The following is a 23,473-nucleotide window of genomic DNA, read 5'->3' on the forward strand; positions in this document are numbered from 1 at the left end:
TTATCCGTTGCTGGCAAGAACCGAAAGTTTGCGGACGTTGCTCGCGCCTTCCTGGTCGAGCAGGCGGGTCGGATAGTCGCCGGTGAAGTAATGGTCGGTGAATTGTGGTGTCTGGGCATCGCGCGGGGCGCCGCCGACGGCCCGGTAAAGTCCGTCGATCGACAGGAACTGGAGCGAATCCGCGCCGATGAAGCGGCACATCGAAGTCAGATCGGCGTGCTGGTTGGCGAGCAGCTTGTCGCGGTCCGGCGTATCGATGCCGTAGAAATCCGGATGGAAGATCATCGGGCTGGCGACGCGGATATGCACTTCGCGCGCACCGGCGTCGCGGATCATCTGGACGATCTTGACCGATGTCGTCCCACGCACGATCGAGTCGTCCACCAGAACCACCCGCTTGCCGGCGATCATCGCCCGGTTGGCGGAATGCTTCAGCTTGACGCCGAAGGCGCGGATCTGCTGCGTCGGCTCGATGAAGGTCCGGCCAACATAGTGGTTGCGGATGATGCCGTATTCAAAGGGAATTCCGCTCTGCTGCGCGTAGCCGAGCGCGGCCGGGGTGCCGCCGTCGGGCACAGGAACGACGACATCCGCGTCGACGGGCGATTCCTTGGCGAGATTGCTGCCCATGTTCTTGCGCGCCACATAGACGCTGCGACCGCCGACGACCGAATCGGGACGGGCGAAGTAGACATATTCGAAAAGGCAGAGCCGTTCCGGCCGCGGTGTCTCCGGCTTGCGCGCGTCGATCGAGATCGAACCGTCCGGCTGGATCTCGCAAATGACCACTTCGCCGTTCTCGACATCACGGATGTACTTGGCGCCGATGATGTCGAGCGCGCAGGTTTCCGAACAGAAGATCGGCTTGCCGTCGAGCTCGCCCATGACGAGGGGGCGGATACCGATCGGGTCGCGCGCGGCGATCAGCTTGGTCCGCGTCATCGCCAGCATCGAGTAACCACCTTCCATCTGGCGGATGGCGTCGATGAAGCGATCGGACGAGGAGGTCTGCTTGGAGCGGGCGATCAAGTGAAGGACGACTTCGGTGTCCGAGGTCGACTGACAGATCGCGCCGTCGGCAATCAGCTGGCGCCGGAGCGTCAGGCCGTTGGTGAAGTTGCCGTTATGGGCGATGGCGATGCCGCCGACTTCGAGCTCGGCGAAGAGCGGCTGGACGTTGCGCAGCGCCACCTCGCCGGTCGTCGAGTAGCGCGTATGCCCGATGGATACATGGCCCGGCAGCTTGGCGAGCGTCGCGGGGTCGGTATAGTGGTCGCCGACGAGGCCCATGCGCTTTTCGGTATAGAACTGGCTGCCGTCGAAGGTGACGATACCGGCCGCTTCCTGACCGCGATGCTGGAGCGCGTGCAACCCAAGCGCCGTCAGCGTGGCTGCATCCGGATGTCCCAGGATGCCGAACACGCCGCACTCCTCGTGCAGGGTGTCGCCATCGAGTTCGTCGTGGATTTCACTGGATCTGGGATCGGTCATCGCAGTTGCCTTTGCTCCATGCCGGTGCGCATATCGTGATCAGGCTGCCAGTCGTCAAGCAATCTTAGCCGAAAAGACTGGCAGGCGTCATTCCAAATGGACAAAGCCCGCACAGCGGGCTTTGTTGCAAATTTCCTCTATGTTCAACCGTTCGTCGCGGGCGCTTCCTCGGCGGGCGACGGATCCGTAGCGGCCGGCGGCGCATCGCTTTCGCCTTCGCCGGTCGTATCCTTGCCGCGCAGGCGATCGAGAATGGTGGCGTCCGCCTCTTCCGGCAGCAATGCGACCAGCTTGTTGCCGAGATTGTCGAGTAGCGGCTTCGATTTCGCCTGGGTGACCCAGCCCGGCTGCTGCGGCGGCGCCACCAGCCAGTTGAAGAACAGCATGGCGACGACGACGAGCAGGATGCCGCGCGCAGCACCGAAGAGGAAGCCGAGCGTCCGGTCGAGTGCGCCGATGCGGCTGTCGATGATGAAGTCGGCGATGCGCATTGTGATGAAGGAAATGATGATCAGCGCGATCAGGAAGATCACCGCCGCCGATCCGATCATCGCGACCGTGTCGTTGGTCGTGTACTGCTTGGCGTAGGGCAGCAGGTACGGATAGAGGAAGTAGGCCGCGGCTGCCGCACCGACCCAGCTCGCGACCGAAAGGACCTCGCGGGAGAAGCCGCGCACCATCGCGAGAATTGCCGAAAACAGTGCGACGCCGAGAACGATACCGTCGAGAATTGTAATGGGCATGTTGTCCTTACTCCGACCCCCGTCTTGACTCGGGTCTTACCAAGCTTATCCGCCGCGGTCTCTGTGCGCACGCGCCCAGACCATCTTTCCACCGCTTGTCGTCGTGCCGCACCCGAAGTGCGCTTCGGTGGCGCTCGATGCCTCAATCCTCCTCGTCCGTCTGTTGCAGGGCACGCCGCGATCCGGCGATGCGCGCTACCAGGTCCGGCAGGCTTTCCATCTCGCTCCACCGGCCATTGCCGTTCTTCGGCAGATCGCTTGTTGCAGACGGTAGTACGGCCTGGGAGAATCCGAGCTTCTCGGCTTCCTTAAGACGTTGAGCAGTATGCGCAACCGGCCGGACCGCGCCCGACAAGCTGACTTCGCCGAAATAGACGCAATCGGCCGGAAGAGCAAGACCGGCAAGCGACGAAACCAGCGCGGAAGCGACGGCAAGATCGGCTGCAGGCTCGGAAATACGGTATCCGCCGGCGACGTTCAGATAGACGTCGTGCTGGCCGAGCCGGACGCCGCAATGGGCCTCCAGGACCGCCAGGATCATCGACAGCCGCGCCGAGTCCCAGCCGACCACCGCCCGCCGCGGCGTGCCGAGCGCAGTCTGTGCGACCAGCGCCTGCACTTCGACGAGCAGCGGCCGGGTTCCTTCCATGCCGGCAAAGACGGCCGCACCCGGCGATTTTTCGTTGCGTTCGCCGAGAAAGAGTTCGGACGGGTTGGCGACTTCGCGCAGGCCCCGGTCGGACATTTCGAAGACGCCGATTTCGTCGGTCGGGCCGAAGCGGTTCTTCACCGTGCGAAGGATCCGGTAATGATGACCGCGATCGCCCTCGAAATAGAGGACCGCGTCGACCATGTGCTCGACGACGCGCGGCCCGGCGATCTGTCCTTCCTTGGTGACGTGGCCGACGAGAACGACCGCCGCCCCGGTCTGCTTGGCGAAGCGGATCATCGCCTGCACGCCGGTGCGCACCTGCGTTACCGTTCCGGGGGCGGAATCGACCGTGTCGCTCCAGAGCGTCTGAATCGAGTCGATGATGACGAGATCCGGGCGCTTGCCCTCGGCAAGCGTCGCCAGGATGTCTTCCACATTGGTTTCGGCGGCAAGCAGCACGTCGCTGTCGGCGGCGCCGAGCCGCTGGGCACGCAGGCGCACCTGGGCGACCGCCTCCTCGCCCGAGACGTAGATCACCCGATGCTTGCGGCGCGAAAGCGCTGCCGCCGCCTGCATCAGCACCGTCGACTTACCGATGCCGGGATCGCCCCCGACGAGCAGTGCCGAGCCGCGCACGAAGCCGCCGCCGGTCACGCGGTCGAGTTCGGATATGCCCGTTTCGATGCGCGGCGCGTCCTCGATGTCGCCGGATAGCGTCGTCAGCGCCACCGGCCGGCCCTTCTTGGGCGCGCGCGTCGGACCGCCGCCGATGCCTCCCATCGGGTCTTCCTCGATGATCGTGTTCCATTCGCCGCATCCGTCGCACTTGCCGGCCCAGCGGGAGTGCACGGTGCCGCAATTCTGGCAGACGAACTGCGTTCGGGTTTTCGCCATCGGGATCAGCTTTCGGCAGTTGCAAGAGACAGGGTAGGCTGCCTCGGGAGAATCACATCGAGCGGTCACATAATGACGTGAAATACCGATTGGAAGGGTGATTTTCGACGCTGCTCGCGACGGCGCTCAGGCGCCGCCCACATAGGTGCGGCAATAGCGGTGTCCAAGACTCGTCAGCAACTCGTAGCCGATCGTGCCGCCAGCCCGCGCAACGTCGTCTATGGCGACGTTCCGGCCGAAAAGCTCGATATAGTCTCCGGCGCGCACGGCGCGTTCCGGCAGGTCGGTGACATCGAACAGGCAAAGGTCCATGGTGACGCGACCCACATGCGGGACCTTCCGGCCTTGCAGGAACCCATAGGCACCGGACGGCATCGCCTGGCGCAACGTGACGCCGCCGCCCGACACCGAGCGGTGATAGCCGTCGGCATAGCCGATTGCCACGGTCGCGATGCGGCTGTCGCGGCTGAAACGTGCCGAAGCCCCGTAGCTCGCCGTTCCGCCCGACGGGACGGTGCGCAGCTGCAGGATGCGGGCCTCTGCGGTCACCACCGGCTTCATCGGGTTGACGGCATCGTTGACCGCTTCGCCGCCATAGACTGCGATGCCCGGCCGGGTGAGATCGAAATGGTAGTCTTCGCCGAGGAAAACACCGCCGGAATTTGCAAGGCTGGCGGGCACGCCCTCGAAGGCGGCCGTCACCTCTCGAAAACGCTGCAGCTGATAGAGATTCATCGGATGTTTCGGATCGTCGCCGCAGGCGAGATGGCTCATGACGAGCACCGGCGAGAAACTCGCCGGACGCGCCGGATCGCGAGCAAGCGCTAGGGCCTCTTCGACCGATAGGCCCAGACGGTTCATGCCGGTATCGACATGGAGAACGCAAGGATGGTCGCCCCGTTCGGAAAGCGCCGCCATGAAGACGGCAAGCTGCTCCTCCGAGTTGATGATCGGCACGAGGTCGTTGGCAAAGAAGAGTTCCTCGTTGCCGGGCCACATGCCCGCGAGAATATAGATGCGGGCGTCGGGAATGAGCGGGCGGAGCTCGGCGCCTTCCGCCGCATCGGCGACAAAGAAATCGCGGGCACCGGCCGCGTAAAGCGTGGGCGCTGCATGCGAAACGCCGATTCCATAGGCGTTGGCCTTGAGCACCGCCGCCGCGCGGGCCTTGCCGGAGCGCTCGTTCATCGCGCGCCAATTATCGGCGAGGGCCGTGAGGTCGATGGTAAGGCGGTTGGAGGCTGCGAGGAATTCGGGGCTGTGCATGGGCGAACTCTTGCATGGACGATAGGTGAGCAATACATCCAAGCGCGCCATGCCGCAAACAGCTTCGGCTGGCCGATATTCCGAGCACTTTTGTTCAAGACGAAAAATCTCGGCACCGCTAGGATTGGCCGATGCATACGATCTCTCAGGAAGAGGCCATCGAGGCCATGCCTCTCAAGGGGGCCGAGCAGACCCGTTTCTGGCGGGATGCGCGGTTCAAGGGCATGGAGTGCCTGAGTGCGACCTTCATCACCCATGAGTTCGCGCCGCACGCCCACGATACCTTCAGTATCGGTGCCATCGAGGCGGGCTCGCAGATCAGCACCATCAAGGGCGAGAGGTCGCAGACGGGGCCGGGCGACCTCTACCTGATCAACCCCGACGAAACCCATGACGGGCATCCGGGCAATGACGGCTATCGCTACCGGATGATCTATCCGTCTGCGGAGCTGTTCGTCGACGTTCTCGAGGATGTCACCGGTCGTCCCTTCCGCGGCACGCCCTGCTTTTCGCGGCAGTGGCTGACGGACATCGAGCTCGCGGTCGCCTTTCGCCGCGCGCATCAGGTGCTGGAGGGGAAAACAGGGACGCTCGAGGCGGATGAAGGCATGTTCGGATTTCTGGCGACGCTGTTCGAGCGGCATGGCAGCGCCATCATCGTTCCGGTCCGCACCCGCGAGAGTTCGGCCGTGCACCGCGCCCGCGACTATCTCCTCGAAAACTACGCGAGCGACATCGGTCTCGACGAGCTTGCAAAAGTCGCCGGCCTCAGCCGCGCCCATCTGATCCGGGCCTTCCGCAAGGAGTTCCACATTACCCCGCATGCCTTCCTGACCGACAAGCGCGTGCGCGAGGCAAGGACGCTCCTGCGTCAAGGGTGGTCGCCGGCTGACACGGCCTATCATTGCGGCTTTGCCGACCAGGCGCACTTCACCCGCCATTTCAAGGCGCGTGCCGGCGTCACGCCGGGGGCCTTCCGCGCCGGCTGATCACTTTCGTTCAAGACCGGCCGCAGCTGTCCTTCTAGAACTCTCCGGAAATAACGACGGAGATCGTGGACGTGAAAAGGATAGGGAAATCTCAGGAGTTCTTCGACGGCATGAGGGCGATGGCGCCGCTGACCGTAGCGGTGATGCCGATCGGCCTGGTGTTCGGTGCCGTCGCGGCAAGCAAGGGGCTGAGCAGCCTTGAAGCGACGCTGATGAGCGCCCTCGTCTTTGCCGGCGGGTCGCAATTCGTCGCCATGGACATCTGGACACATCCGGCATCCTGGGGCGCGCTCGCCTTTTCGGCGCTGCTCGTCAATATCCGCCACGTGCTGATGAGCGCTTCGATCGGCACCAAGATGCCGGCTTTCTCGGGTCCGGCGAAATATGCCGCGATGCTGCTGCTTGCCGACGAAATCTGGGCGATGGCCGAGGTCCGCGCCGGAGAGCAGCGGCTGACGCCCGTTTGGTATGCGGGCCTTGCCGTGCCGTTCTACTGCGTCTGGGTTCTTTCGAGCCTCACGGGCGCCGCCGCCGGTGCCTTCCTCGGCGACCCGAAGGCGATCGGCCTCGATTTCGCGTTCCCGGCCGTCTTCACGGTCCTGGTGATGGGTTTCTGGAAGGGGCGGGACACCGGCGCTGTGCTGGCGGCCAGCGCTGTGGCGGCGGTGCTCGCCCACCAGTTTCTGCCCGGCGTCTGGTACATCGCCGCCGGTGCCGCTGCCGGCGTTGCTGCAACGCTCGTCACGAACCGGCGTCAGGAGGCCTGCGCATGACGCTTGATCCCAATATACTTCTCGCCATCGTCGCGATGGCCGCGGCCACGGTGCTGACGCGCATTGCCGGGCTTCTCGTCATTCGCTTCGTCACGATCGGCCCGCAGCAGAAGCGCGCCCTGGAGGCGATTCCCCCTGCCGTGCTGATGGCGGTCATCGCCCCGACGGCGCTCGTGACCGGGCCGGCAGAGACGCTCGCGACCGTTGCGACGGCGCTCGCCGCAACGCGACTGCCGCTGCTTGCGGCGGTAGCGATCGGGGTCTTCGTCGTTGCCGTCGCGAGGGCGCTGATCGGGGCGTGAGAGGCAATCCGCGACAAAGCGCGCGCTCAATGCTCGTACTGGGTGAACGACGGATCGGCGAGGTCCGAGAAGCGGGTGAATTCCGACTGGAAGGCGAGCTTCACGGTGCCGGTCGGTCCGTGGCGCTGCTTGGCGATGATCACATCGGCCGTGCCCTTCACCCGCTCCATTTGCATCTTCCACTCTTCGTATTTCGGATCGAGCTCGTCGCGCGGCTCCATGTTCTTCACATAGTATTCCTCGCGGAACACGAAGAGCACCACGTCGGCGTCCTGCTCGATCGAGCCCGATTCACGCAGGTCCGAAAGCTGCGGGCGCTTGTCTTCGCGGCTTTCCACCGCGCGTGACAGCTGTGACAGCGCGACGATCGGCACGTTGAGTTCCTTGCCGAGAGCCTTGAGGCCGGTGGTGATCTCGGTGATCTCCTGCACGCGGTTTTCGCCCGATTTCTTCGAGCCGGTCATGAGCTGGACGTAGTCGACCACGAGGACGTCGAGGCCGCGCTGGCGCTTCAGGCGGCGGGCGCGGGCCGCAAGCTGGGCGATCGAGATGCCGCCGGTCTGGTCGATATAGAGCGGCACCTTCTGCATCATCTGCGAGCAGGCGACGAGCTTCTCGAAATCGGCTTCGGAGATATCGCCGCGGCGGATCTTCGAGGACGACACTTCGGTCTGCTCGGAGATGATACGCGTCGCGAGCTGTTCGGAGGACATTTCGAGCGAATAGAAGCCGACGACGCCGCCGTTCTTCGCCTTGAAGGAGCCGTCGGGCTGCACTTCCGGTTCGTAAGATGCGGCGATGTTGTAGGCGATGTTGGTCGCAAGCGAGGTCTTGCCCATGCCCGGGCGTCCGGCCAGGATGATCAGGTCCGAGCGCTGCAGGCCGCCCATCTTGCCGTCGAGCGAATGGATGCCGGTGGAGATGCCGGAGAGGTGACCGTCGCGTTCGAAGGCCTGCCCAGCCATGTCGATCGCGAGCGCCACGGCGTCGTTGAAGGATTGAAAGCCGCCGTCGTAGCGGCCGGTCTCCGCGAGCTCGAAAAGGCGCCGTTCGGCGTCCTCGATCTGGCTCTGCGGCGGCATGTCGAGCGGCGCATCATAGGCGATGTTGACCATGTCCTCGCCGATGGTGATCAGCGAGCGGCGGAGTGCCAGGTCGTAGATCGCCCGGCCGTAATCCTCCGCGTTGATGATCGAGACGGCTTCCGCGGCGAGACGTGCGAGATATTGCGCGACCGTCAGATCGCCGACCTTGTCGTCGGCCTTGAGAAAGGTCTTTACCGTGACCGGGTTGGCGGTCTTGCCCATGCGGATGATTTCGCCGGCGACTTCGAAGATCTTGCGATGCAGCGGCTCGTGAAGATGCACCGGCTTGAGGAAATCGGAGACGCGGTAGAAGGCGTCGTTGTTGACGAGGATGGCGCCGAGCAGCGCCTGTTCGGCTTCCAGGTTGTTCGGCGCCTCGCGGTAATGCTGGTCCGCCTGATCCTTGGGCAAGGGAGCGAGCTTTCGCACTGCGTCGTTCATGGTAGGTCCGTATCCGCCTCTGAAATCCGTGAGCCAATCGGTTTGCTGCCTGCCCTCCGCCAAGTCTAGTGTAGCTGTGCAACAGTGCCGGAGCTTGCGACTCCGCCTTGGAATTTTGGCGGTTGTGCACACTGATTCACAGGGCGCGCGGGTGGACCCGAAACATGCCACACCGGGCGTTGCGCCAAGGCGAGAGCAGCCGCAAATCTATCTGATTCGCTTTCGCGCGTCGTCCATCGATAACCGCCTCGATGCTGTCGCATGGCGGCAAAAGAAAAGCCCGGATCGCGGGGGATCCGGGCTTCTCGCACAGCGCTGTCGCTGAGCCTTATTCTTCTTCGCCCGCGAACTCGGCTTCCGGGTTGAAGAAGTCTTCCGGCTTCAGGGCGTCTTCGTCGACGCCGTAGATCGCCTCGGCGGAGGTCAGGCTTTCGCCCTTGGCCTGACGCGCGGCTTCTTCGGCCGAACGGGCGACGTTGATCTCGATGACGACGTCGACTTCCGCGTGCAGGTGCAGCGTCACCTTGTGAACGCCGATCGACTTGATCGGCTGGTTGAGGTTGACCTGGTTGCGGTTGATGTTGAAGCCTTCGGCAGCGAGCACGTCGACGATGTCGCGCGCTGCAACCGAGCCGTAGAGCTGGCCGGTTTCGCCGGCCGAGCGGACGATCACGAAGGACTTGCCGTCGAGCTTCTCGGCCACCTTCTGGGCTTCCGACTTGCGCTCGAGGTTGCGGGCTTCGAGCGTCGCGCGCTCGGATTCGAAGCGGGCCTTGTTGGCGGCGTTGGCGCGCAGAGCCTTGCCGAGCGGCAGCAGGTAGTTGCGTGCGAAGCCGTCGCGAACCTTCACGGTTTCGCCCATCTGGCCGAGCTTGGCGATGCGTTCGAGAAGAATGACTTCCATGTTGAGTTTCCTTTCAGTTTGGCATTGTTCGTTGGTTAGCTTTTTCCCGTCGGCGTGACCGCAATGGTGCGTCGCGTGTCGGTCAAGCCGGACAGGAGGAAGAAGACCGCCGGGATCGTGAACACGAGCACCGACAGGTATGCGATCCACAGCACCGGCAGTCGCCAGGATTTGCCGCGCGTGCGGAAATGGAAGGAGGCGAAGCCCGAGAGCAGGAAGCCCGCCCCGAACGTGCCGCAGACGAGGGCGCCGATCGCCGCCGGGGCGCCGCCCAGGAAGGTGAGGATCAGGCCGCCGAGGAAGATGAAGATGGCGTTGCGATGCATCCTGAGGGAAGAGGGGATGTCTTCGCGCGGCCGGACGGATCTTCCCGACATCTGCACGACCCGAGTCGCGATGTAATAGGCGGCAAACAGCATCGCGACCCAGATCGCGCCCTGCACGAGCGGCAGCGCCAGCGTGAACATCGACTTGAGCTGGGCGAGGGAGGCTGCGTCGGGGTTGTAGAGCGGTTCCTGCGCCTTCACTGCCTCGACAAGCATGTCGACCATCAGGTCGGAGACGCTCGAATCATAACCGATGATCGTGGCGACGAGGATCATGCCGAGGGTAACGAGCCCGGCGAGGTGGCTGAGGATGTCGGACAGCGGATACCAGGCAAGCGCGCCCTCGGGGCCGCCGAGTTCCGAGGCCGGCCGCGCCAGATTGGCGAGATGGCTGAGCCAGCCGGCCGGAACGAGCGTAGCGACGAGAATAATCAATGCGAAATAGGGCGAAACGAATGCAGCAAGCATGCCCAAGGCGCCGCCAATCGCCATCGCTGCGGCTAAGTTCCCCCAGCCGAGGCCGGCAATCAGGATCGGCAGTGCGGAAGCGGCATAAAGGACGATCGCCAGGGACGACTGCGTGTTCGCGCCCATCGATAGAAGGGCGGCGGTACTGCCGGCAATAACGCCAACCAGCGATGTCCTGTTCAAGTTCTGCACGTTTCGCTGTCCTGCTTGGAACGCAGTTAGGGGCGCGCTCTTTGCCTGCCCCAACATGGGATTTGGCGCATGCCGCGCCGGTTCCGATCCGCGCCCACCGCGGAAGGGAGGCGGGAAGGCGCTTACCCATAGAAAGCGCCTTCCCGCAGAGTCAGTTACCGTTGAGTTCAGGCGACCAACGGAGAGGTGAGCCTTACGATACGACGTAGGGCAGCAGGCCGAGGAAGCGTGCACGCTTGATCGCCTGGGCGAGTTCGCGCTGCTTCTTCTGGGAAACGGCCGTGATGCGGGAAGGAACGATCTTGCCGCGCTCGGAAATGTAGCGCTGCAGGAGGCGAACGTCCTTGTAGTCGATCCGCGGAGCGTTTGCGCCCGAGAAGGGGCAGGTCTTGCGGCGACGGTGGAACGGGCGGCGTACCGGAGCGGAAGAAACTTCAGCCATTGTCTTTATCTCCTAGGCTCGGGTTACGCGCGGTCTTCGCGCGGGCGGCGCGGACGGTCTTCACGATCGCCACGGTCCGGACGCGGACCACGGTCGCCGAAACCACCGCGGTCCGGACGGTCGCCATCGCGGCGCGGACGGTCGTCGCGGTCGCGCTTCTGCATCATTGCAGACGGGCCTTCCTCGTGCTTCTCGACGGCGATCGTCATGTAGCGCAGGACGTCTTCGTTGATGCGCATCTGGCGCTCGACTTCGTGGACGGCCGGTGCCGGAGCATCGATGTCCATGAGGACGTAGTGAGCCTTGCGGTTCTTCTTGATGCGGTAGGTGAGGGACTTCAGGCCCCAGTTCTCGACGCGACCGACCTTGCCGCCGTTCGCTTCGATGACGCCCTTGTACTGTTCGACGAGGCCGTCGACCTGCTGCGGCGTGATGTCCTGCCGGGCGAGGAATACGTGTTCATAAAGAGCCATTGTGGCTTGCCTTTCTTGCGTTAATCAGCCCGGACCTCGGCGGCTAAGCCTCAACGACTGTTCTTATTAGCTCAGGCGAGCCGGCAAGAAAGTGTTGTATCGAGACGGTCGAGAGCGGAGACACGGGAGGCCGGAACATCTTGTCGTTCCTAACGGCCCCCGAGGTGGAAGCCGGCCCTCCGTTCAGCCACCAGCCAGAAGACCGGGCGTTTCGAACAGCGCGCTTATACGGATTTTCAGCCGAAATGCAAGGCGCGATCGGAAGATCCTGCGTCGGGTCGAAATCTTAAGGGATCTCCGGAGCGCCAAGTTGCGGAACATTCGGCACACTTCCCTGTTGGCCCGGCAGTCGTGAACTGCAGGAGACGACAATGCATCATATTGATCCGAAGATGCAGGAGTGCATCGAAAATTGCCTGGCCTGCTACCGCGCCTGCCTTTCGACGGCAATGGGCCATTGTCTGGAGACCGGCGGCAAGCACACCGAGCCAGATCATTTCCGGCTGATGATGGCCTGCGCCGAGATTTGCCGGACCTCGGCGCACTTCATGCTGATCAGAACACCCCATCACCGGCATGTCTGCGGCGAATGTGCGGAGATCTGCAGCGAATGCGCGGCCGACTGCGAGCGCGTCGGCGACATGGCCGAATGCGTCGATGCCTGCCAGCGCTGCGCCGAAAGCTGCCGTCAAATGGCCGCCTGACGTCCGTTCGCCTGAGATGATCTCGCTCAGATCGGCGCCGGATAGAGCCGGTGCAGGCGGCGAATTCCATTCAACACATCGTGCGACAGCGTCACGTCGGCGGCGCCGATGTCGGTCTTGAGCTGCGGGATCGATGTTGCGCCGATGATGACGGAGGCCATGAAGGGGCGCGTCAGGCAGAAGGCGAGCGCCATCTGCGCCGGGTCGAGGCCATGCTCGCGCGCCAGCGCCACATAGGCGGCGACCGCCGGCTCCTGGTGCGGCGTGAAGCGCCCGCCAAGGTCGCCATTGATCGACAGGCGCGAGCCGGCGGGTCTTGCTCCGTCCAGATATTTGCCCGTCAGCAAACCGGCTGCGAGCGGCGAATAGGCAAGCAGCCCGACGTCCTCATGATGCGATAGTTCAGCGAGGTCGAGGTCGAAGGGCCGGTAGAGCAGGTTGTATTCGTTCTGGATGCTGGCGACGCGCGGCAGACCGTGTCTTTCGGACAGGTCGAGCATCTTCATCGTGCCCCAGGCGGTGTCGTTCGAAAGCCCGATGGCGCGGATCTTGCCGGCCTTCATCAGATCGCCGAGCTTGTCGAGAATGGCTGTCAGATCGGCGGCGACATGCTCCTTGTCCTGCCGCGACGGATCGTAGGACCAGGCATTGCGGAAGTGGTAGTGGCCGCGGTTCGGCCAATGAAGCTGATAGAGATCGACATAGTCGGTCTTCAGCCGCTCGAGGCTGGCATCGAGCGCCTCACCGATGCCCTCCGGTGTCATCGGCCCGCCGTTACGAATATAGGGGCGTCCGGAACCGGCGACCTTGGTGGCAAGCACCACGTCGTCGCGCCGCCGGCGGCCTGCCAGCCAGTCGCCGATGATGCGTTCGGTATTGCCGTAGGTTTCGGCCGAAAGCGGCGTCGTCGGATAGAGTTCGGCGGTGTCGATGAAGTTGACGCCCCGTTCGACGGCATAGTCGAGCTGTCCGTGGGCTTCGATCGGCGTATTCTGCGAGCCCCAGGTCATGGTGCCGAGGCAGATTTCGGAAACCTTGATGCCAGTGCGGCCGAGCGTCTTGTAGCGCATGAGGTGACGTTCCTTGTGCTGGCAAAGGCGCGCCGCGGGAGGAAAGGCGCGCTGCCACAGAATCGGCTGATGCCGCAACCTGGAGGATATCGAGCGGGGTGCGGCGATGCGGGGCAAACTTAAGCCTTGGTTGACGAAGATCAAGGGCAAAAGCCCGCAAGCGGCGGCGCTGCGCGCTTGACTTGCCGTTCAGGAATGTGAATGGAGAGGAAAGACCGGTGGGGTAAAGGATATGGAACGGCTGGCGCCTTCATTCCGCGCCGACACCGAGAGAGCAGATAGCGGCAGGCGGATCGTCTGCCGAGATCCAGGGAAGGGCACTCCTGATGAACATTGCATTCACGTTCCCCGGTCAGGGCAGCCAGGCTGTCGGGATGGGCAAGGACCTGGCCGAGGCGTTTCCGGAGGCCGCGGCGGTCTTCGCCGAGGTCGACGACGCGCTCGGCGAGAAGCTTTCCGACGTCATGTGGAATGGTCCGGAAGAAACCCTGACGCTGACGGCGAATGCACAACCGGCGCTGATGGCGGTCTCCATGGCCGCGATCCGGGTGCTCGAGGCTAAGGGGCTCGATCTCAGCAGCAAGGTTTCCTTCGTCGCCGGCCACTCGCTCGGCGAATACTCGGCGCTGTGCGCCGCCGGCACCTTTTCGCTGGCCGATACGGCGCGGCTGCTCCGCATTCGCGGCAATGCAATGCAGGCGGCCGTCCCGGTCGGCAAGGGCGCGATGGCTGCGATCATCGGCCTCGAGCACGATGATGTCGAAGCGGTCTGTCGCGAGGCGTCGTCGCTCGGCGCCTGCCAGATCGCCAACGACAATGGCGGCGGACAACTGGTGATCTCGGGCGAGAAGCAGGCGGTGGAAAAGGCGGCCGCGCTCGCCTCGGAAAAAGGTGCAAAGCGCGCCCTGATGCTGCCGGTCTCCGCACCCTTCCATTCCGCCCTGATGGCGCCTGCCGCCGACGCGATGCGCGAAGCTCTTTCGAATGTAGAGAAGCGCGATCCTGTCGTGCCGGTCGTCGCCAACGTCCTCGCCGCCCCGGTCAGCGATGCGGGCGAGATCGCCCGGCTGCTGGTCGAGCAGGTGACCGGCCAGGTGCGCTGGCGCGAGACGGTTCAGTGGTTCGCCGCCAATGATGTGACGACCCTCTATGAGATCGGCTCGGGCAAGGTGCTGACCGGCCTTGCCCGGCGGATCGACAAATCTGTCACCGGCATTGCCGTCAATACGCCCGCCGATATCGACGCGGCGCTTGCCGGCCTTCTGGCCTGAACGCCCCAATCAAGCGCCAATTGTAAAAGGGAGAAATCCATGTTCGATCTTTCCGGCCGCAAGGCTCTCGTTACCGGTGCTTCCGGCGGCATCGGCGAGGAAATCGCCCGCATGCTGCACGCCCAAGGCGCCCTCGTCGGCCTGCACGGCACCCGCGTCGAGAAGCTCGAGGCGCTTGCCAATACGCTTGGCGAGCGTGTCCAGATCTTCCCGGCAAATCTTTCCGATCGCGCCGAGGTCAAAGCGCTCGGCGAGAAGGCGGAGGCCGAGCTCGGCGGTGTCGACATCCTCGTCAACAATGCCGGTATCACCAAGGATGGCCTTTTCGTCCGCATGAGCGACGAGGACTGGGACAATGTCCTGGAGGTCAACCTGACGGCGGTGTTCCGGCTGACGCGCGAGCTGACGCATCCGATGATGCGCCGGCGCTTCGGCCGCATCGTCAACATCACCTCCGTCGTCGGCGTGACCGGCAATCCGGGCCAGGCCAACTACTGTGCGTCGAAGGCCGGCATGATCGGCTTCTCCAAATCGCTCGCCCAGGAGATCGCCACCCGCAACGTCACCGTCAATTGCGTGGCCCCGGGCTTCATCGAGAGCGCGATGACCGGCAAGCTGAACGATAAGCAGAAGGAAGGCATCATGGCGGCGATCCCGATGCGCCGGATGGGAAGCGGCGCCGAAGTCGCCTCCGCCGTCGCCTACCTCGCCTCCACCGAAGCGGGCTATGTCACCGGTCAGACCATCCACGTCAACGGCGGCATGGCGATGATCTGACCGGCGCTTCCCGGCGGCCGGGCGATACAACCTGCTGCCTGCCGCCGGACGCTCGGTCAGCGCCTTTGGTGTTGGTGCCAAATGCCTGAAATTCAATGTTGAGCAAGCGAATGTCGGGCATTTTCGGACTTTGCGGCAGCCTTAAACCGTGTTAATCGGGCCATGACTGTGCGCAGTCGACCGGTCCGGCCTGGTTGTCCGGCAGCCCCTGCTGCCACGGGTTTCCGCGGTTGCGGTTGAATGGATTGCCCGGTGGGCCATCTTGGTCTATCAGGCGGGAATGAGTACCGGCGCCAAAGAATGGCGCCGCAGAGAAAACGAAGGTCGAGGAACTCCGACATGAGCGATATCGCAGAACGCGTAAAGAAAATTGTTATTGATCATCTTGGCGTCGATGCCGAAAAAGTAAGCGAAGGCGCAAGCTTCATCGATGACCTCGGCGCGGACTCGCTCGACACGGTCGAACTGGTCATGGCCTTCGAAGAGGAATTCGGCGTCGAAATCCCGGACGACGCAGCGGATTCGATCCTGACCGTCGGCGACGCCGTCAAGTTCATCGAAAAGGCTCAGGCCTAATCGTTACTGCGGCTCCAAAGCCGCCGACGGGCCGCAACTTGCGGCCCGTACAGCCCTGGGGATGTGGGCTGGCCCGCCTCACTTGCGGGTTGCGATCAGCAAAGCGCTCCCGCCTTTCCCTCTGATCGTCAAAGCTGCAAGGGGCGCAGGGATCGGGTTCGGCGCACGTGTTCCGGTTCAGCTCCGGAATGGAACAATCAGGGTGGATCATGGGCATGAGACGTGTCGTTATCACCGGTACCGGCATGGTATCGCCTTTGGGTTGCGGAACCGAGGTTAGCTGGTCGCGTCTTCTTGCCGGCGGCAACGCGGCGCGCAAGGTTACCGAGTTCGAGGTCGAAGACCTCCCGGCCAAGATCGCTTGCCGTATCCCCTTCGGTGACGGTTCCGACGGTACCTTCAACGCTGACGACTGGATGGAGCCCAAGGAACAGCGCAAGGTCGACGCCTTCATCGTCTACGCGATGGCCGCAGCCGATATGGCACTGGCGGACGCCGGCTGGAAGCCGGAAAGCGACGAGGATCAGATTGCGACGGGCGTGCTGATCGGCTCCGGCATCGGTGGCCTGGAAGGGATCGTCGAGGGCGGCTACACGCTGCGCGACAAGGGCCCGCGCCGGTTGTCGCCGTTCTTCATCCCCGGTCGCCTGATCAATCTTGCCTCCGGCCAGGTTTCCATCCGGCACAAACTGCGCGGTCCGAACCACTCGGTCGTGACGGCCTGTTCGACCGGCGCGCACGCGATCGGCGACGCAAGCCGTCTGATCGCGCTCGGCGATGCCGACGTGATGGTGGCGGGCGGGACCGAATCGCCGATCTGCCGCATTTCGCTGGCGGGCTTTGCCGCGTGCAAGGCGCTCTCGACGCAGCACAACGACGATCCGCAAAAGGCATCGCGCCCCTATGATGCCGATCGTGATGGCTTCGTCATGGGCGAGGGCGCGGGCATTGTCATCCTTGAGGAACTCGAGCACGCCAAGGCGCGCGGCGCCAAGATCTATGCCGAGGTGGTCGGCTACGGCCTCTCGGGCGACGCCTTCCACATCACCGCTCCCTCGGAGGACGGCGACGGCGCCTACCGTTGCATGCAGATGGCGTTGAAGCGTGCCGGCCTGACAGCCGCCGATGTCGACTACATCAACGCGCACGGCACCTCCACCATGGCCGATACGATCGAGCTCGGCGCGGTGGAGCGGCTGGTCGGCGACAGCGCCTCGAAGATCTCGATGTCCTCGACGAAATCGGCGATCGGCCATCTGCTGGGTGCCGCAGGCGCTGTGGAGGCGATTTTCTCGGCACTGGCGATTCGCGACAACATCGCTCCGCCGACCCTCAACCTCGACAACCCGTCGGTCGAGACGAAGATCGACCTGGTGCCACACGTTGCCCGCAAACGGGAGATCAACGTCGCCCTTTCGAATTCCTTCGGTTTCGGCGGCACCAATGCATCGCTGGTCCTGCGCCGCTACACGGGTGACTGACATCGGTCCGGTAGCGTGAGCGGATCAAACGCCCGCGCTTTCCTTTATCGCGCCGGTGCTTGATACTGCTTTTTGCCGCAATGCTCGCTACAAGCTGTCGACGGGAGATGCCGTGTCGGCGTCGCCTCGATTGGCTATGCTCGCGCAAGGCATATCTGACAATTGTAGAAGACCTATTGCTCTGACACATTCGTGCCCGTTCAAGCCTGTCCGCCGGTCTAAGCCGAAATTCGCATCGGCGGCAGCTCGATTGAAATTGCGAGTTTCGGATTCGGGATAATCGTGAGCGACTCAAACGATAACGGCGCGGCGCAATTCGGCCGCAATGAAACCGGGAGCAACGGACCGATCATTCCGAAATCGGCAAGCGAGGCGTTGAGACCGGAGCGGTTGCCGGAGCCGCCCAGACGTTCCCGAAAGGCACGAAGCCAGGTCGTTATCTTCCTCAACTTCCTGATGACCGTGGTCGTCTTCGTGGCGCTGGCGGCGGCAGGCGCCGTCTACTATGCGATGCATGAATACGAAAAGCCCGGGCCCCTGCAGGCGAACCAGAACTTCATCGTGCGCAGCGGAGCGGGCATGATCGAAATTGCCGACAGCCTCGAGCGCAACAACATCATCACCGACGGCCGTGTTTTCCGCTTCGTCTCCGAAGCCTATCTCGATAACGAGACGATGAAGGCCGGCGAGTACGAGATCAAGGCGCATGCTTCGATGCAGGAGATCATGGAACTCCTGAAATCCGGCAAGTCGATCCTTTATGCGGTGTCTCTTCCGGAAGGACTGACGGTGAAACAGATGTTCCGCAAGCTTGCGGATGATCCGGTGCTCGTCGGCGACCTGCCGGCGGAATTCCCCTCCGAAGGCTCGCTGAAGCCGGACACCTACAAATTCACACGCGGCACCAAGCGGGCCGAAATCGTCCAGCAGATGGTTGCGGCGCAGAAGGCGCTGGTCGAGCAGATCTGGGAAAAGCGTGATCCGGAACTGCCGGTCGCGTCGGTCGATGAATTCGTTACGCTCGCCTCCATCGTCGAGAAGGAGACGGGGCGCGCAGACGAGCGGCCCCGCGTCGCCTCCGTCTTCATCAATCGCCTGGAAAAGGGCATGCGCCTGCAGTCCGATCCGACGATCATCTACGGCATTTTCGGCGGGGAGGGCAAACCGGCCGACCGGGCGATCCTGAAGTCGGACCTCGAAAAGGATACGCCTTACAATACCTATCTCATCAAGGGGCTGCCGCCGACGCCGATCGCAAATCCGGGCAGGGCGGCGCTGGAAGCCGTGGCCAATCCCTCGCGCACGCCCGAGCTCTATTTCGTCGCAGACGGGACCGGCGGGCACGTCTTTGCCGCGACGCTTGATGAGCACAATGCGAATGTGCGGCGGTGGCGGAAGCTCGAAGCCGAAAAGGCCGCGGAGGCCGCAAAGGCGGCTCAAGACGCTGCCGCAGCGCCAGAGGCGCAGTAGAGACAGGCTGCATTGTGGACGATTGGCGGACGGCGCGGATATCCCTTGCGGGATGCCGCGCCGTCGCCCTATTGCTTCTGCAACGACAGCGCCGTGAATGGAGGAAACCATGCCGCTCCAATCGATGACCGGCTTTGCCAGGAGAGAGGGGAGCAGCGGCCGCTATCGCTGGGTCTGGGAATTGCGGTCGGTCAACGGAAAGGGGCTCGATGTGCGGCTGCGGCTGCCGCAGGGGCTGGAACGCTTCGAACCCGACTGTCGGCGTCTTGCTACACAGTATTTCTCGCGCGGCAACCTTCAGGTCGCCCTGTCGATCAGCGGCGGCGAGACGGCCGTTGAAGCCGTCGTCAACCGGGGGGCACTGGATGCCGTTTTGAGGCTGCGCGAGCAACTCGGCGATCTCGTCGACACGGCGCCGCTGAGGTTCGATACGCTTCTGTCGCTGCGCGGCATCATCGATTTTCGCGAGCCGGAGGAAAGCGAGAGCGAGCGGGCCGCGCGCGATGCGGATATCGTCCAGGGGCTGGAGTTTTCGCTCGCCGACCTCCGGGCCATGCGCGAGGATGAAGGAGCGGCCCTGGCCCAGGTCCTGCTGGCACAGGTGGAGCGCATAGAAGAACTCACGGCGACGGTGGAGAACGACCCGTCAAGAAGCCCGTCGGCGATTGCCGCAAGGCTGGCACAGCAGGTCGCGCTGATCATGGACAACGTGTCTTCGATCGACCGCGAAAGATTGCATGCCGAAGTCGCGCTGCTTGCCACGAAGGCTGACCTCAGGGAAGAGATCGACCGGCTCCGTTCGCACATTGCCGCCGCGCGCGAGCTTTTGACGAAAGGTGGCCCGGTCGGACGCAAGCTCGATTTCCTTGCACAGGAATTTAACCGGGAATCGAATACGATCTGCTCCAAATCGAACGCCGCTGCCGTTTCGGCCGCGGGCATCGAATTGAAGGTCGTGATCGATCAGTTCCGCGAACAGGTTCAGAATCTGGAGTAACATATGAGTTCGGCGACTGCTTCGCCCATCACGATTGCCCGCCGCGGATTGATGATCGTAATCTCGTCGCCTTCGGGCGCCGGAAAATCGACGATCGCGCGCAATCTGCTCGCAAAAGATCCGGAATTGAGCATTTCGGTGAGCGTGACGACGCGCCAGCGGCGGCACAGCGAAATCGAAGGACAGCACTACTATTTCAAGACGGTGCGCGAATTCGAAGCCCTGAGAGCGACTGAATCGCTTCTCGAGTGGGCCGAGGTGCACGGCAATTATTATGGCACCCCGCGAGATGCCGTCGAGGCCGCCATGGCCGAAGGGCGCGACATGCTCTTCGACATCGACTGGCAAGGTGCGCAGCAATTACAGGAAAAGATGGCGGGTGATGTTGTCTCGATCTTCATCCTGCCGCCATCGATGGCCGAGTTGCAGTCGCGGCTCCACCGGCGCGCCGAAGACAGCGAGGAGGTCATCGCGACCCGACTTGCCAATTCACGGGCCGAGATCGAGCACTGGCGGGAGTACGACTATATCGTCGTCAATGACGATCTCGACCGGGCCTTCAAGTCGGTGCGTGCGATCGTGAAAGCAGAGCGGCTGCGCCGCGACCGGCGACCTGGCCTGTTCGAATTCGTCAATGATCTTCTGACGGAAGACCCTTTCTAAGCCCTTGGGGCATCAGGCCGTTGACGCCCTGCAATTCGTTCAAAGGCAGTTCGCCAGACGGCAGAATTCTTCGACCGTCAACGTCTCGGCGCGGCGTTGCGGGTCGATGCCGGCCTTGCTGAGCAGCGCCTCGCCGCCGAGCGGCTTGAGGCTCTGCCGCAGCATCTTGCGACGCTGCCCGAAGGCCGCGTGCGTCACCTTCTCGAGTGCCGAGACCGGGCATGGGAGCGGATTGTCGATCGGCTCGAGATGCACGACCGTGGAGGTGACTTTCGGGGGCGGTGTGAATGCCTGCGGGGGCACGTCGAAGGCGAGGCGCGCCTTGGTCCGCCAACCGCAGAGGACGCCGAGGCGGCCATAATGATCGTCGTCCGCGTCCGCGACGATCCGCAATCCGACTTCTCGCTGGAACATCAGCGTCATCGATTGCCAGAAGGGCGGCCAGCGCCCGGGCAGCAGCCAGTTGACGAGAAGCTGCGTGCCGACATTGTAGGGCAGGTTGGCGATGATCCGCACCGGACCTTCGGCGAGGGTCTCGAAATCGACCTTCAGGGCGTCACCTTCGACGACATCGAGCCGGCCAGGATAATGGGCGCTGATTTCCGCAAGGGCCGGCAGGCAGCGCGCATCGCGTTCGATCGCCACGACCCTCTTGGCGCCGAGCGCCAGGATGGCACGCGTCAGGCCTCCGGGGCCCGGACCGACCTCGATGACGGTGACGTCTTCGAGCGGACCGGCAGTGCGGGCGATCTTCTGCGTGAGATTGAGGTCGAGCAGGAAGTTCTGCCCGAGCGCCTTCTTCGCGTCCAGCCCGTGGCGCTGGATGACGTCGCGAAGCGGCGGCAGACCGTCGAGTGCCGCCATCAGTTCCGCGCCTTCCCGGCATTGCCCGCAAGTTCGGCGGCAAGCCGCAGTGCTGCCGCCAGGCTGTCTTCGCGGGCAATTTTCTTGCCGGCAATCGCGAAGGCGGTGCCATGGTCCGGCGAGGTTCGGATGAAAGGCAAGCCGAGCGTCACATTGACACTGTCATCGAAGCCGAGCGCCTTCGCTGGAATCAGTGCCTGATCGTGATACATGCAGATCGCGACGTCGTAGGTCTCTCTCGCCCGATCGTGAAACATGGTGTCCGCCGGAAGCGGCCCGACGGCGTCGAGGCCTTCCGCGCGCAGCCGGTCGACGACCGGGCGGATGACCGCATCGTCCTCCAGGCCAAGTGCTCCGCCTTCGCCGGCATGCGGGTTGAGGCCGGCGAGGGCAAGGCGCGGCTTCTCGAGCCCGAAGCGGCTCTTCAGGTCGGCTGCGGTTATCGTACAGGTCCGATAGATCAGGTCCGGCGTCAGCACTGCAGGAACGTCCTTGAGCGGAATATGGATCGTCACGGGAACGGCGCGCAGCTTCGGTCCTGCCAGCATCATCACCGGCAGGACGGAGGTCCCGGTTGCCTTCTCCGCCAGGTCGGCGAGGTATTCGGTGTGGCCGGGGAAACGAAAGCCCGCCTCGTAGAGCACGGCCTTGGCAATGGGATTGGTTGTTACCGCCGAGGCTTCACCGGCCATCACAAGCCGGACGGCAGTGTCGATCGCGCCGGTGACCGCGGCAGCATTCTCCGGGTTCGGCCGACCGGCGACGACGGGAGCGGGACAACGGATCGGCAATACCGGCAGGGCGTTTGCGAATGTGGCGGCTGCGTCGAGGCAATCGGTTTCCTCGATCCGCACCGGCTGCCCGAGCGCCTCGGCGCGTGCCGCCAGCACGGACGGGTCGCCAACGAAAAGGAAAGGCGCAGTCGCCTGCGCCTCCCGTCTTGCCCAGACGGCAAGAGTGATGTCCGGGCCGATACCGGCCGGGTCCCCCATCGTCAGGGCGATCGGCCTGCCGCGCATGTCGCTCATGGTGACCCGTATTACTTATTGACGATCTGCGCCTTGGAGCGCAGTTCCTCGAGATATTTCTCACTGTTCGGGTCTTCGCCGCCGGCCTTCTTCTTGCCGATATCCTCGGCACGGAAGACTATTTCGGCGGCGGTGTCGTCATTGACCTGGCGCTTCTTGCAGATTGCCAGGTATTCGACGCCCCTTTCTGTGACACGCGTGCCCGTCGTCATGCCGTCCCCGGCCTTTTCGACGAGCGGCTTCCAATCCTCCGGCAGCTGCTGGGCAAGTACGCGGCCGAGACTGCGGATCGACACGTCGCGATAGTTCGCCGCAAAGACCTTCGACGTTTCGCAACCCGGGAACTTCGAGCGTGAGGCATTGGCTTCGGCCTGCCGTTTGGCGGTTATCGCGCCGCGCTTCGATTCCGGGATGACGAAAATGACCTGCTGCAGGAAATATTCCGTCGTCACCGGCTTGTCGCCGCCGCCTTCCATCATGCGCTTGACCAGGTCGCCGCCGGACAGGCGGCTGGCGTTGCCGTAGCGAAAGTTGACGACCCGCGGCCAGCTCATCTGAACTGCGATGTACTGCTTGAAATGGTCGACGCCGACACCGGCCTGTTCGAGGATCTTGCCGAGCTGATCGGCCGACAGCTTATTGCCGGCGGCAAAACGTGCAAAGGCGGCGTCGACCTCCTGGGTGCTCACCGATTGCTGGACCCGTGCGATCTCGGCGCGCTTCAGCACCTCGTCGACCAACTGCTTCTTGGCTTCGCCCGCACCGCCGCCCTGGCGCTGCAGGCGAAGGAAGGCCACGCGCTTGGCGATATCACCCGAGGTGATAACGGTATTGTTGACGATCACACTCACTCCACTGGCAGCCTGAACGGCCGCATCCGAAGCAATGCTCAGCACCCCGGCGACCGCCACGGCGGAGAGCGCCTTTACGATCGAGAATTTCCCGCCCATGATCATTCCCTGCTCATCCCGCGTCGGTTGCTCGCAGCCGTTGCCACAGCTTCAACCGTCCGCCTTCCCACTGTCAATTTGTGGGAAATGCATAATACATGCGGCTAAACAATGACAAGAGCGCGTGATCAATCGATCCCGCCGCATTTATGCGGCGCGAAGACGGCGCTCAAGATTAATG

General features: G+C 63.5%; 24 protein-coding genes. 11 read left to right on the forward strand and 13 right to left on the reverse strand.

Features of this window, described 5'->3' with window-relative positions; translation table 11 throughout:
• The 4 genes from purF to alr all read right to left on the reverse strand — a co-directional run bounded on the left by purF (position 1) and on the right by alr (position 5,046).
• Positions 1–1,491, reverse strand: coding sequence for an amidophosphoribosyltransferase (gene purF / locus RHIBR816_RS0124490; protein WP_018239245.1), 1,491 nt, complete (start codon positions 1,489–1,491; stop codon positions 1–3).
• A gap of 143 nt (positions 1,492–1,634) precedes the next feature.
• Positions 1,635–2,234, reverse strand: coding sequence for a CvpA family protein (locus RHIBR816_RS0124495; protein WP_018239246.1), 600 nt, complete (start codon positions 2,232–2,234; stop codon positions 1,635–1,637).
• 142 nt (positions 2,235–2,376) lie between these two features.
• Complete coding sequence (gene radA, locus RHIBR816_RS0124500) at positions 2,377–3,780, reverse strand: DNA repair protein RadA (protein WP_018239247.1); 1,404 nt, start codon at positions 3,778–3,780, stop codon at positions 2,377–2,379.
• 126 nt (positions 3,781–3,906) lie between these two features.
• Positions 3,907–5,046 carry an alanine racemase gene (alr, locus tag RHIBR816_RS0124505; protein WP_018239248.1) on the reverse strand — a complete coding sequence of 380 codons (1,140 nt, stop codon included), beginning with the start codon at positions 5,044–5,046 and terminating at the stop codon, positions 3,907–3,909.
• Positions 5,047–5,177: 131 nt separating this feature from the next.
• On the opposite strand from alr, the gene RHIBR816_RS0124510 reads away from it, so the two are divergent.
• The 3 genes from RHIBR816_RS0124510 to RHIBR816_RS0124520 all read left to right on the forward strand — a co-directional run bounded on the left by RHIBR816_RS0124510 (position 5,178) and on the right by RHIBR816_RS0124520 (position 7,110).
• Positions 5,178–6,035 (forward strand): AraC family transcriptional regulator, encoded by an 858-nt coding sequence (locus RHIBR816_RS0124510; RefSeq protein WP_018239249.1) that lies wholly within the window; start codon positions 5,178–5,180, stop codon positions 6,033–6,035.
• A gap of 119 nt (positions 6,036–6,154) precedes the next feature.
• Positions 6,155–6,808: an AzlC family ABC transporter permease gene (locus RHIBR816_RS0124515; RefSeq protein ID WP_018239250.1), complete on the forward strand. Its 654-nt coding sequence runs from the start codon at positions 6,155–6,157 to the stop codon at positions 6,806–6,808.
• Positions 6,805–7,110, forward strand: coding sequence for an AzlD family protein (locus RHIBR816_RS0124520; protein WP_018239251.1), 306 nt, complete (start codon positions 6,805–6,807; stop codon positions 7,108–7,110). The genes RHIBR816_RS0124515 and RHIBR816_RS0124520 overlap by 4 nt, the downstream gene beginning before the upstream one ends.
• 26 nt (positions 7,111–7,136) lie before the next feature.
• Here RHIBR816_RS0124520 and RHIBR816_RS0124525 read toward each other — a convergent pair whose 3' ends face one another.
• The 5 genes from RHIBR816_RS0124525 to rpsF form a co-directional block, all read right to left on the reverse strand.
• Positions 7,137–8,636 (reverse strand): replicative DNA helicase, encoded by a 1,500-nt coding sequence (locus RHIBR816_RS0124525; RefSeq protein ID WP_018239252.1) that lies wholly within the window; start codon positions 8,634–8,636, stop codon positions 7,137–7,139.
• Between the two features lie 328 nt (positions 8,637–8,964).
• Positions 8,965–9,540 carry a 50S ribosomal protein L9 gene (gene rplI, locus RHIBR816_RS0124530; protein ID WP_018239253.1) on the reverse strand — a complete coding sequence of 192 codons (576 nt, stop codon included), beginning with the start codon at positions 9,538–9,540 and terminating at the stop codon, positions 8,965–8,967.
• 35 nt (positions 9,541–9,575) lie between these two features.
• A complete protein-coding gene (locus RHIBR816_RS0124535) occupies positions 9,576–10,526 on the reverse strand; it encodes a hypothetical protein (protein WP_026187387.1) in 951 nt (316 codons plus the stop codon).
• Between the two features lie 193 nt (positions 10,527–10,719).
• The gene (gene rpsR, locus RHIBR816_RS0124540) at positions 10,720–10,968 is read right to left on the reverse strand and encodes a 30S ribosomal protein S18 (RefSeq protein ID WP_012707461.1); all 249 of its coding nucleotides are present in this window, start codon (positions 10,966–10,968) and stop codon (positions 10,720–10,722) included.
• A gap of 23 nt (positions 10,969–10,991) precedes the next feature.
• A complete protein-coding gene (rpsF, locus tag RHIBR816_RS0124545; protein WP_018239255.1) occupies positions 10,992–11,441 on the reverse strand; it encodes a 30S ribosomal protein S6 in 450 nt (149 codons plus the stop codon).
• Positions 11,442–11,812: 371 nt separating this feature from the next.
• Between rpsF and RHIBR816_RS0124550 the strand changes: the two genes are divergently transcribed.
• Positions 11,813–12,145, forward strand: a complete 333-nt coding sequence (locus RHIBR816_RS0124550; protein ID WP_018239256.1) for a four-helix bundle copper-binding protein — start codon at positions 11,813–11,815, stop codon at positions 12,143–12,145.
• Positions 12,146–12,171: 26 nt separating this feature from the next.
• On the opposite strand, the gene RHIBR816_RS0124555 is transcribed toward RHIBR816_RS0124550, so the two are convergent.
• Complete coding sequence (locus RHIBR816_RS0124555) at positions 12,172–13,215, reverse strand: aldo/keto reductase (RefSeq protein WP_018239257.1); 1,044 nt, start codon at positions 13,213–13,215, stop codon at positions 12,172–12,174.
• Between the two features lie 326 nt (positions 13,216–13,541).
• Between RHIBR816_RS0124555 and fabD the strand changes: the two genes are divergently transcribed.
• The 7 genes from fabD to gmk all read left to right on the forward strand — a co-directional run bounded on the left by fabD (position 13,542) and on the right by gmk (position 20,450).
• A complete protein-coding gene (gene fabD, locus RHIBR816_RS0124560; protein ID WP_018239258.1) occupies positions 13,542–14,486 on the forward strand; it encodes an ACP S-malonyltransferase in 945 nt (314 codons plus the stop codon).
• A 39-nt stretch (positions 14,487–14,525) separates the two neighbouring features.
• A complete protein-coding gene (gene fabG, locus RHIBR816_RS0124565) occupies positions 14,526–15,263 on the forward strand; it encodes a 3-oxoacyl-[acyl-carrier-protein] reductase (RefSeq protein ID WP_018239259.1) in 738 nt (245 codons plus the stop codon).
• A gap of 339 nt (positions 15,264–15,602) precedes the next feature.
• Positions 15,603–15,839: an acyl carrier protein gene (locus RHIBR816_RS0124570; protein WP_003531676.1), complete on the forward strand. Its 237-nt coding sequence runs from the start codon at positions 15,603–15,605 to the stop codon at positions 15,837–15,839.
• 215 nt (positions 15,840–16,054) lie between these two features.
• A complete protein-coding gene (gene fabF / locus RHIBR816_RS0124575; RefSeq protein WP_026187388.1) occupies positions 16,055–17,320 on the forward strand; it encodes a beta-ketoacyl-ACP synthase II in 1,266 nt (421 codons plus the stop codon).
• A 282-nt stretch (positions 17,321–17,602) separates the two neighbouring features.
• Positions 17,603–18,790, forward strand: coding sequence for an endolytic transglycosylase MltG (mltG, locus tag RHIBR816_RS0124580; protein ID WP_026187389.1), 1,188 nt, complete (start codon positions 17,603–17,605; stop codon positions 18,788–18,790).
• Positions 18,791–18,899: 109 nt separating this feature from the next.
• Entirely contained in the window at positions 18,900–19,787 is an 888-nt protein-coding gene (locus tag RHIBR816_RS0124585; protein ID WP_018239263.1) for a YicC/YloC family endoribonuclease, read from the forward strand.
• 3 nt (positions 19,788–19,790) lie between these two features.
• Positions 19,791–20,450, forward strand: coding sequence for a guanylate kinase (gene gmk, locus RHIBR816_RS0124590; RefSeq protein WP_018239264.1), 660 nt, complete (start codon positions 19,791–19,793; stop codon positions 20,448–20,450).
• Positions 20,451–20,489: 39 nt separating this feature from the next.
• On the opposite strand, the gene rsmA is transcribed toward gmk, so the two are convergent.
• From rsmA to RHIBR816_RS0124605, 3 genes are read right to left on the reverse strand one after another with little or no spacing between them, the layout of a single operon-like run.
• Positions 20,490–21,314 carry a 16S rRNA (adenine(1518)-N(6)/adenine(1519)-N(6))-dimethyltransferase RsmA gene (gene rsmA / locus RHIBR816_RS0124595; RefSeq protein WP_018239265.1) on the reverse strand — a complete coding sequence of 275 codons (825 nt, stop codon included), beginning with the start codon at positions 21,312–21,314 and terminating at the stop codon, positions 20,490–20,492.
• Complete coding sequence (gene pdxA, locus RHIBR816_RS0124600; RefSeq protein WP_018239266.1) at positions 21,314–22,342, reverse strand: 4-hydroxythreonine-4-phosphate dehydrogenase PdxA; 1,029 nt, start codon at positions 22,340–22,342, stop codon at positions 21,314–21,316. Before pdxA ends, rsmA begins: the two co-directional genes overlap by 1 nt.
• Before the next feature lie 11 nt (positions 22,343–22,353).
• On the reverse strand, positions 22,354–23,298 hold the full coding sequence (locus RHIBR816_RS0124605; protein ID WP_018239267.1) for a peptidylprolyl isomerase: 945 nt from the start codon (positions 23,296–23,298) through the stop codon (positions 22,354–22,356).
• Positions 23,299–23,473: the final 175 nt, after the last annotated feature.

The organism is Ensifer sp. BR816, assembly GCF_000378985.1.
Classification (GTDB): Bacteria; Pseudomonadota; Alphaproteobacteria; order Rhizobiales; family Rhizobiaceae; genus Sinorhizobium.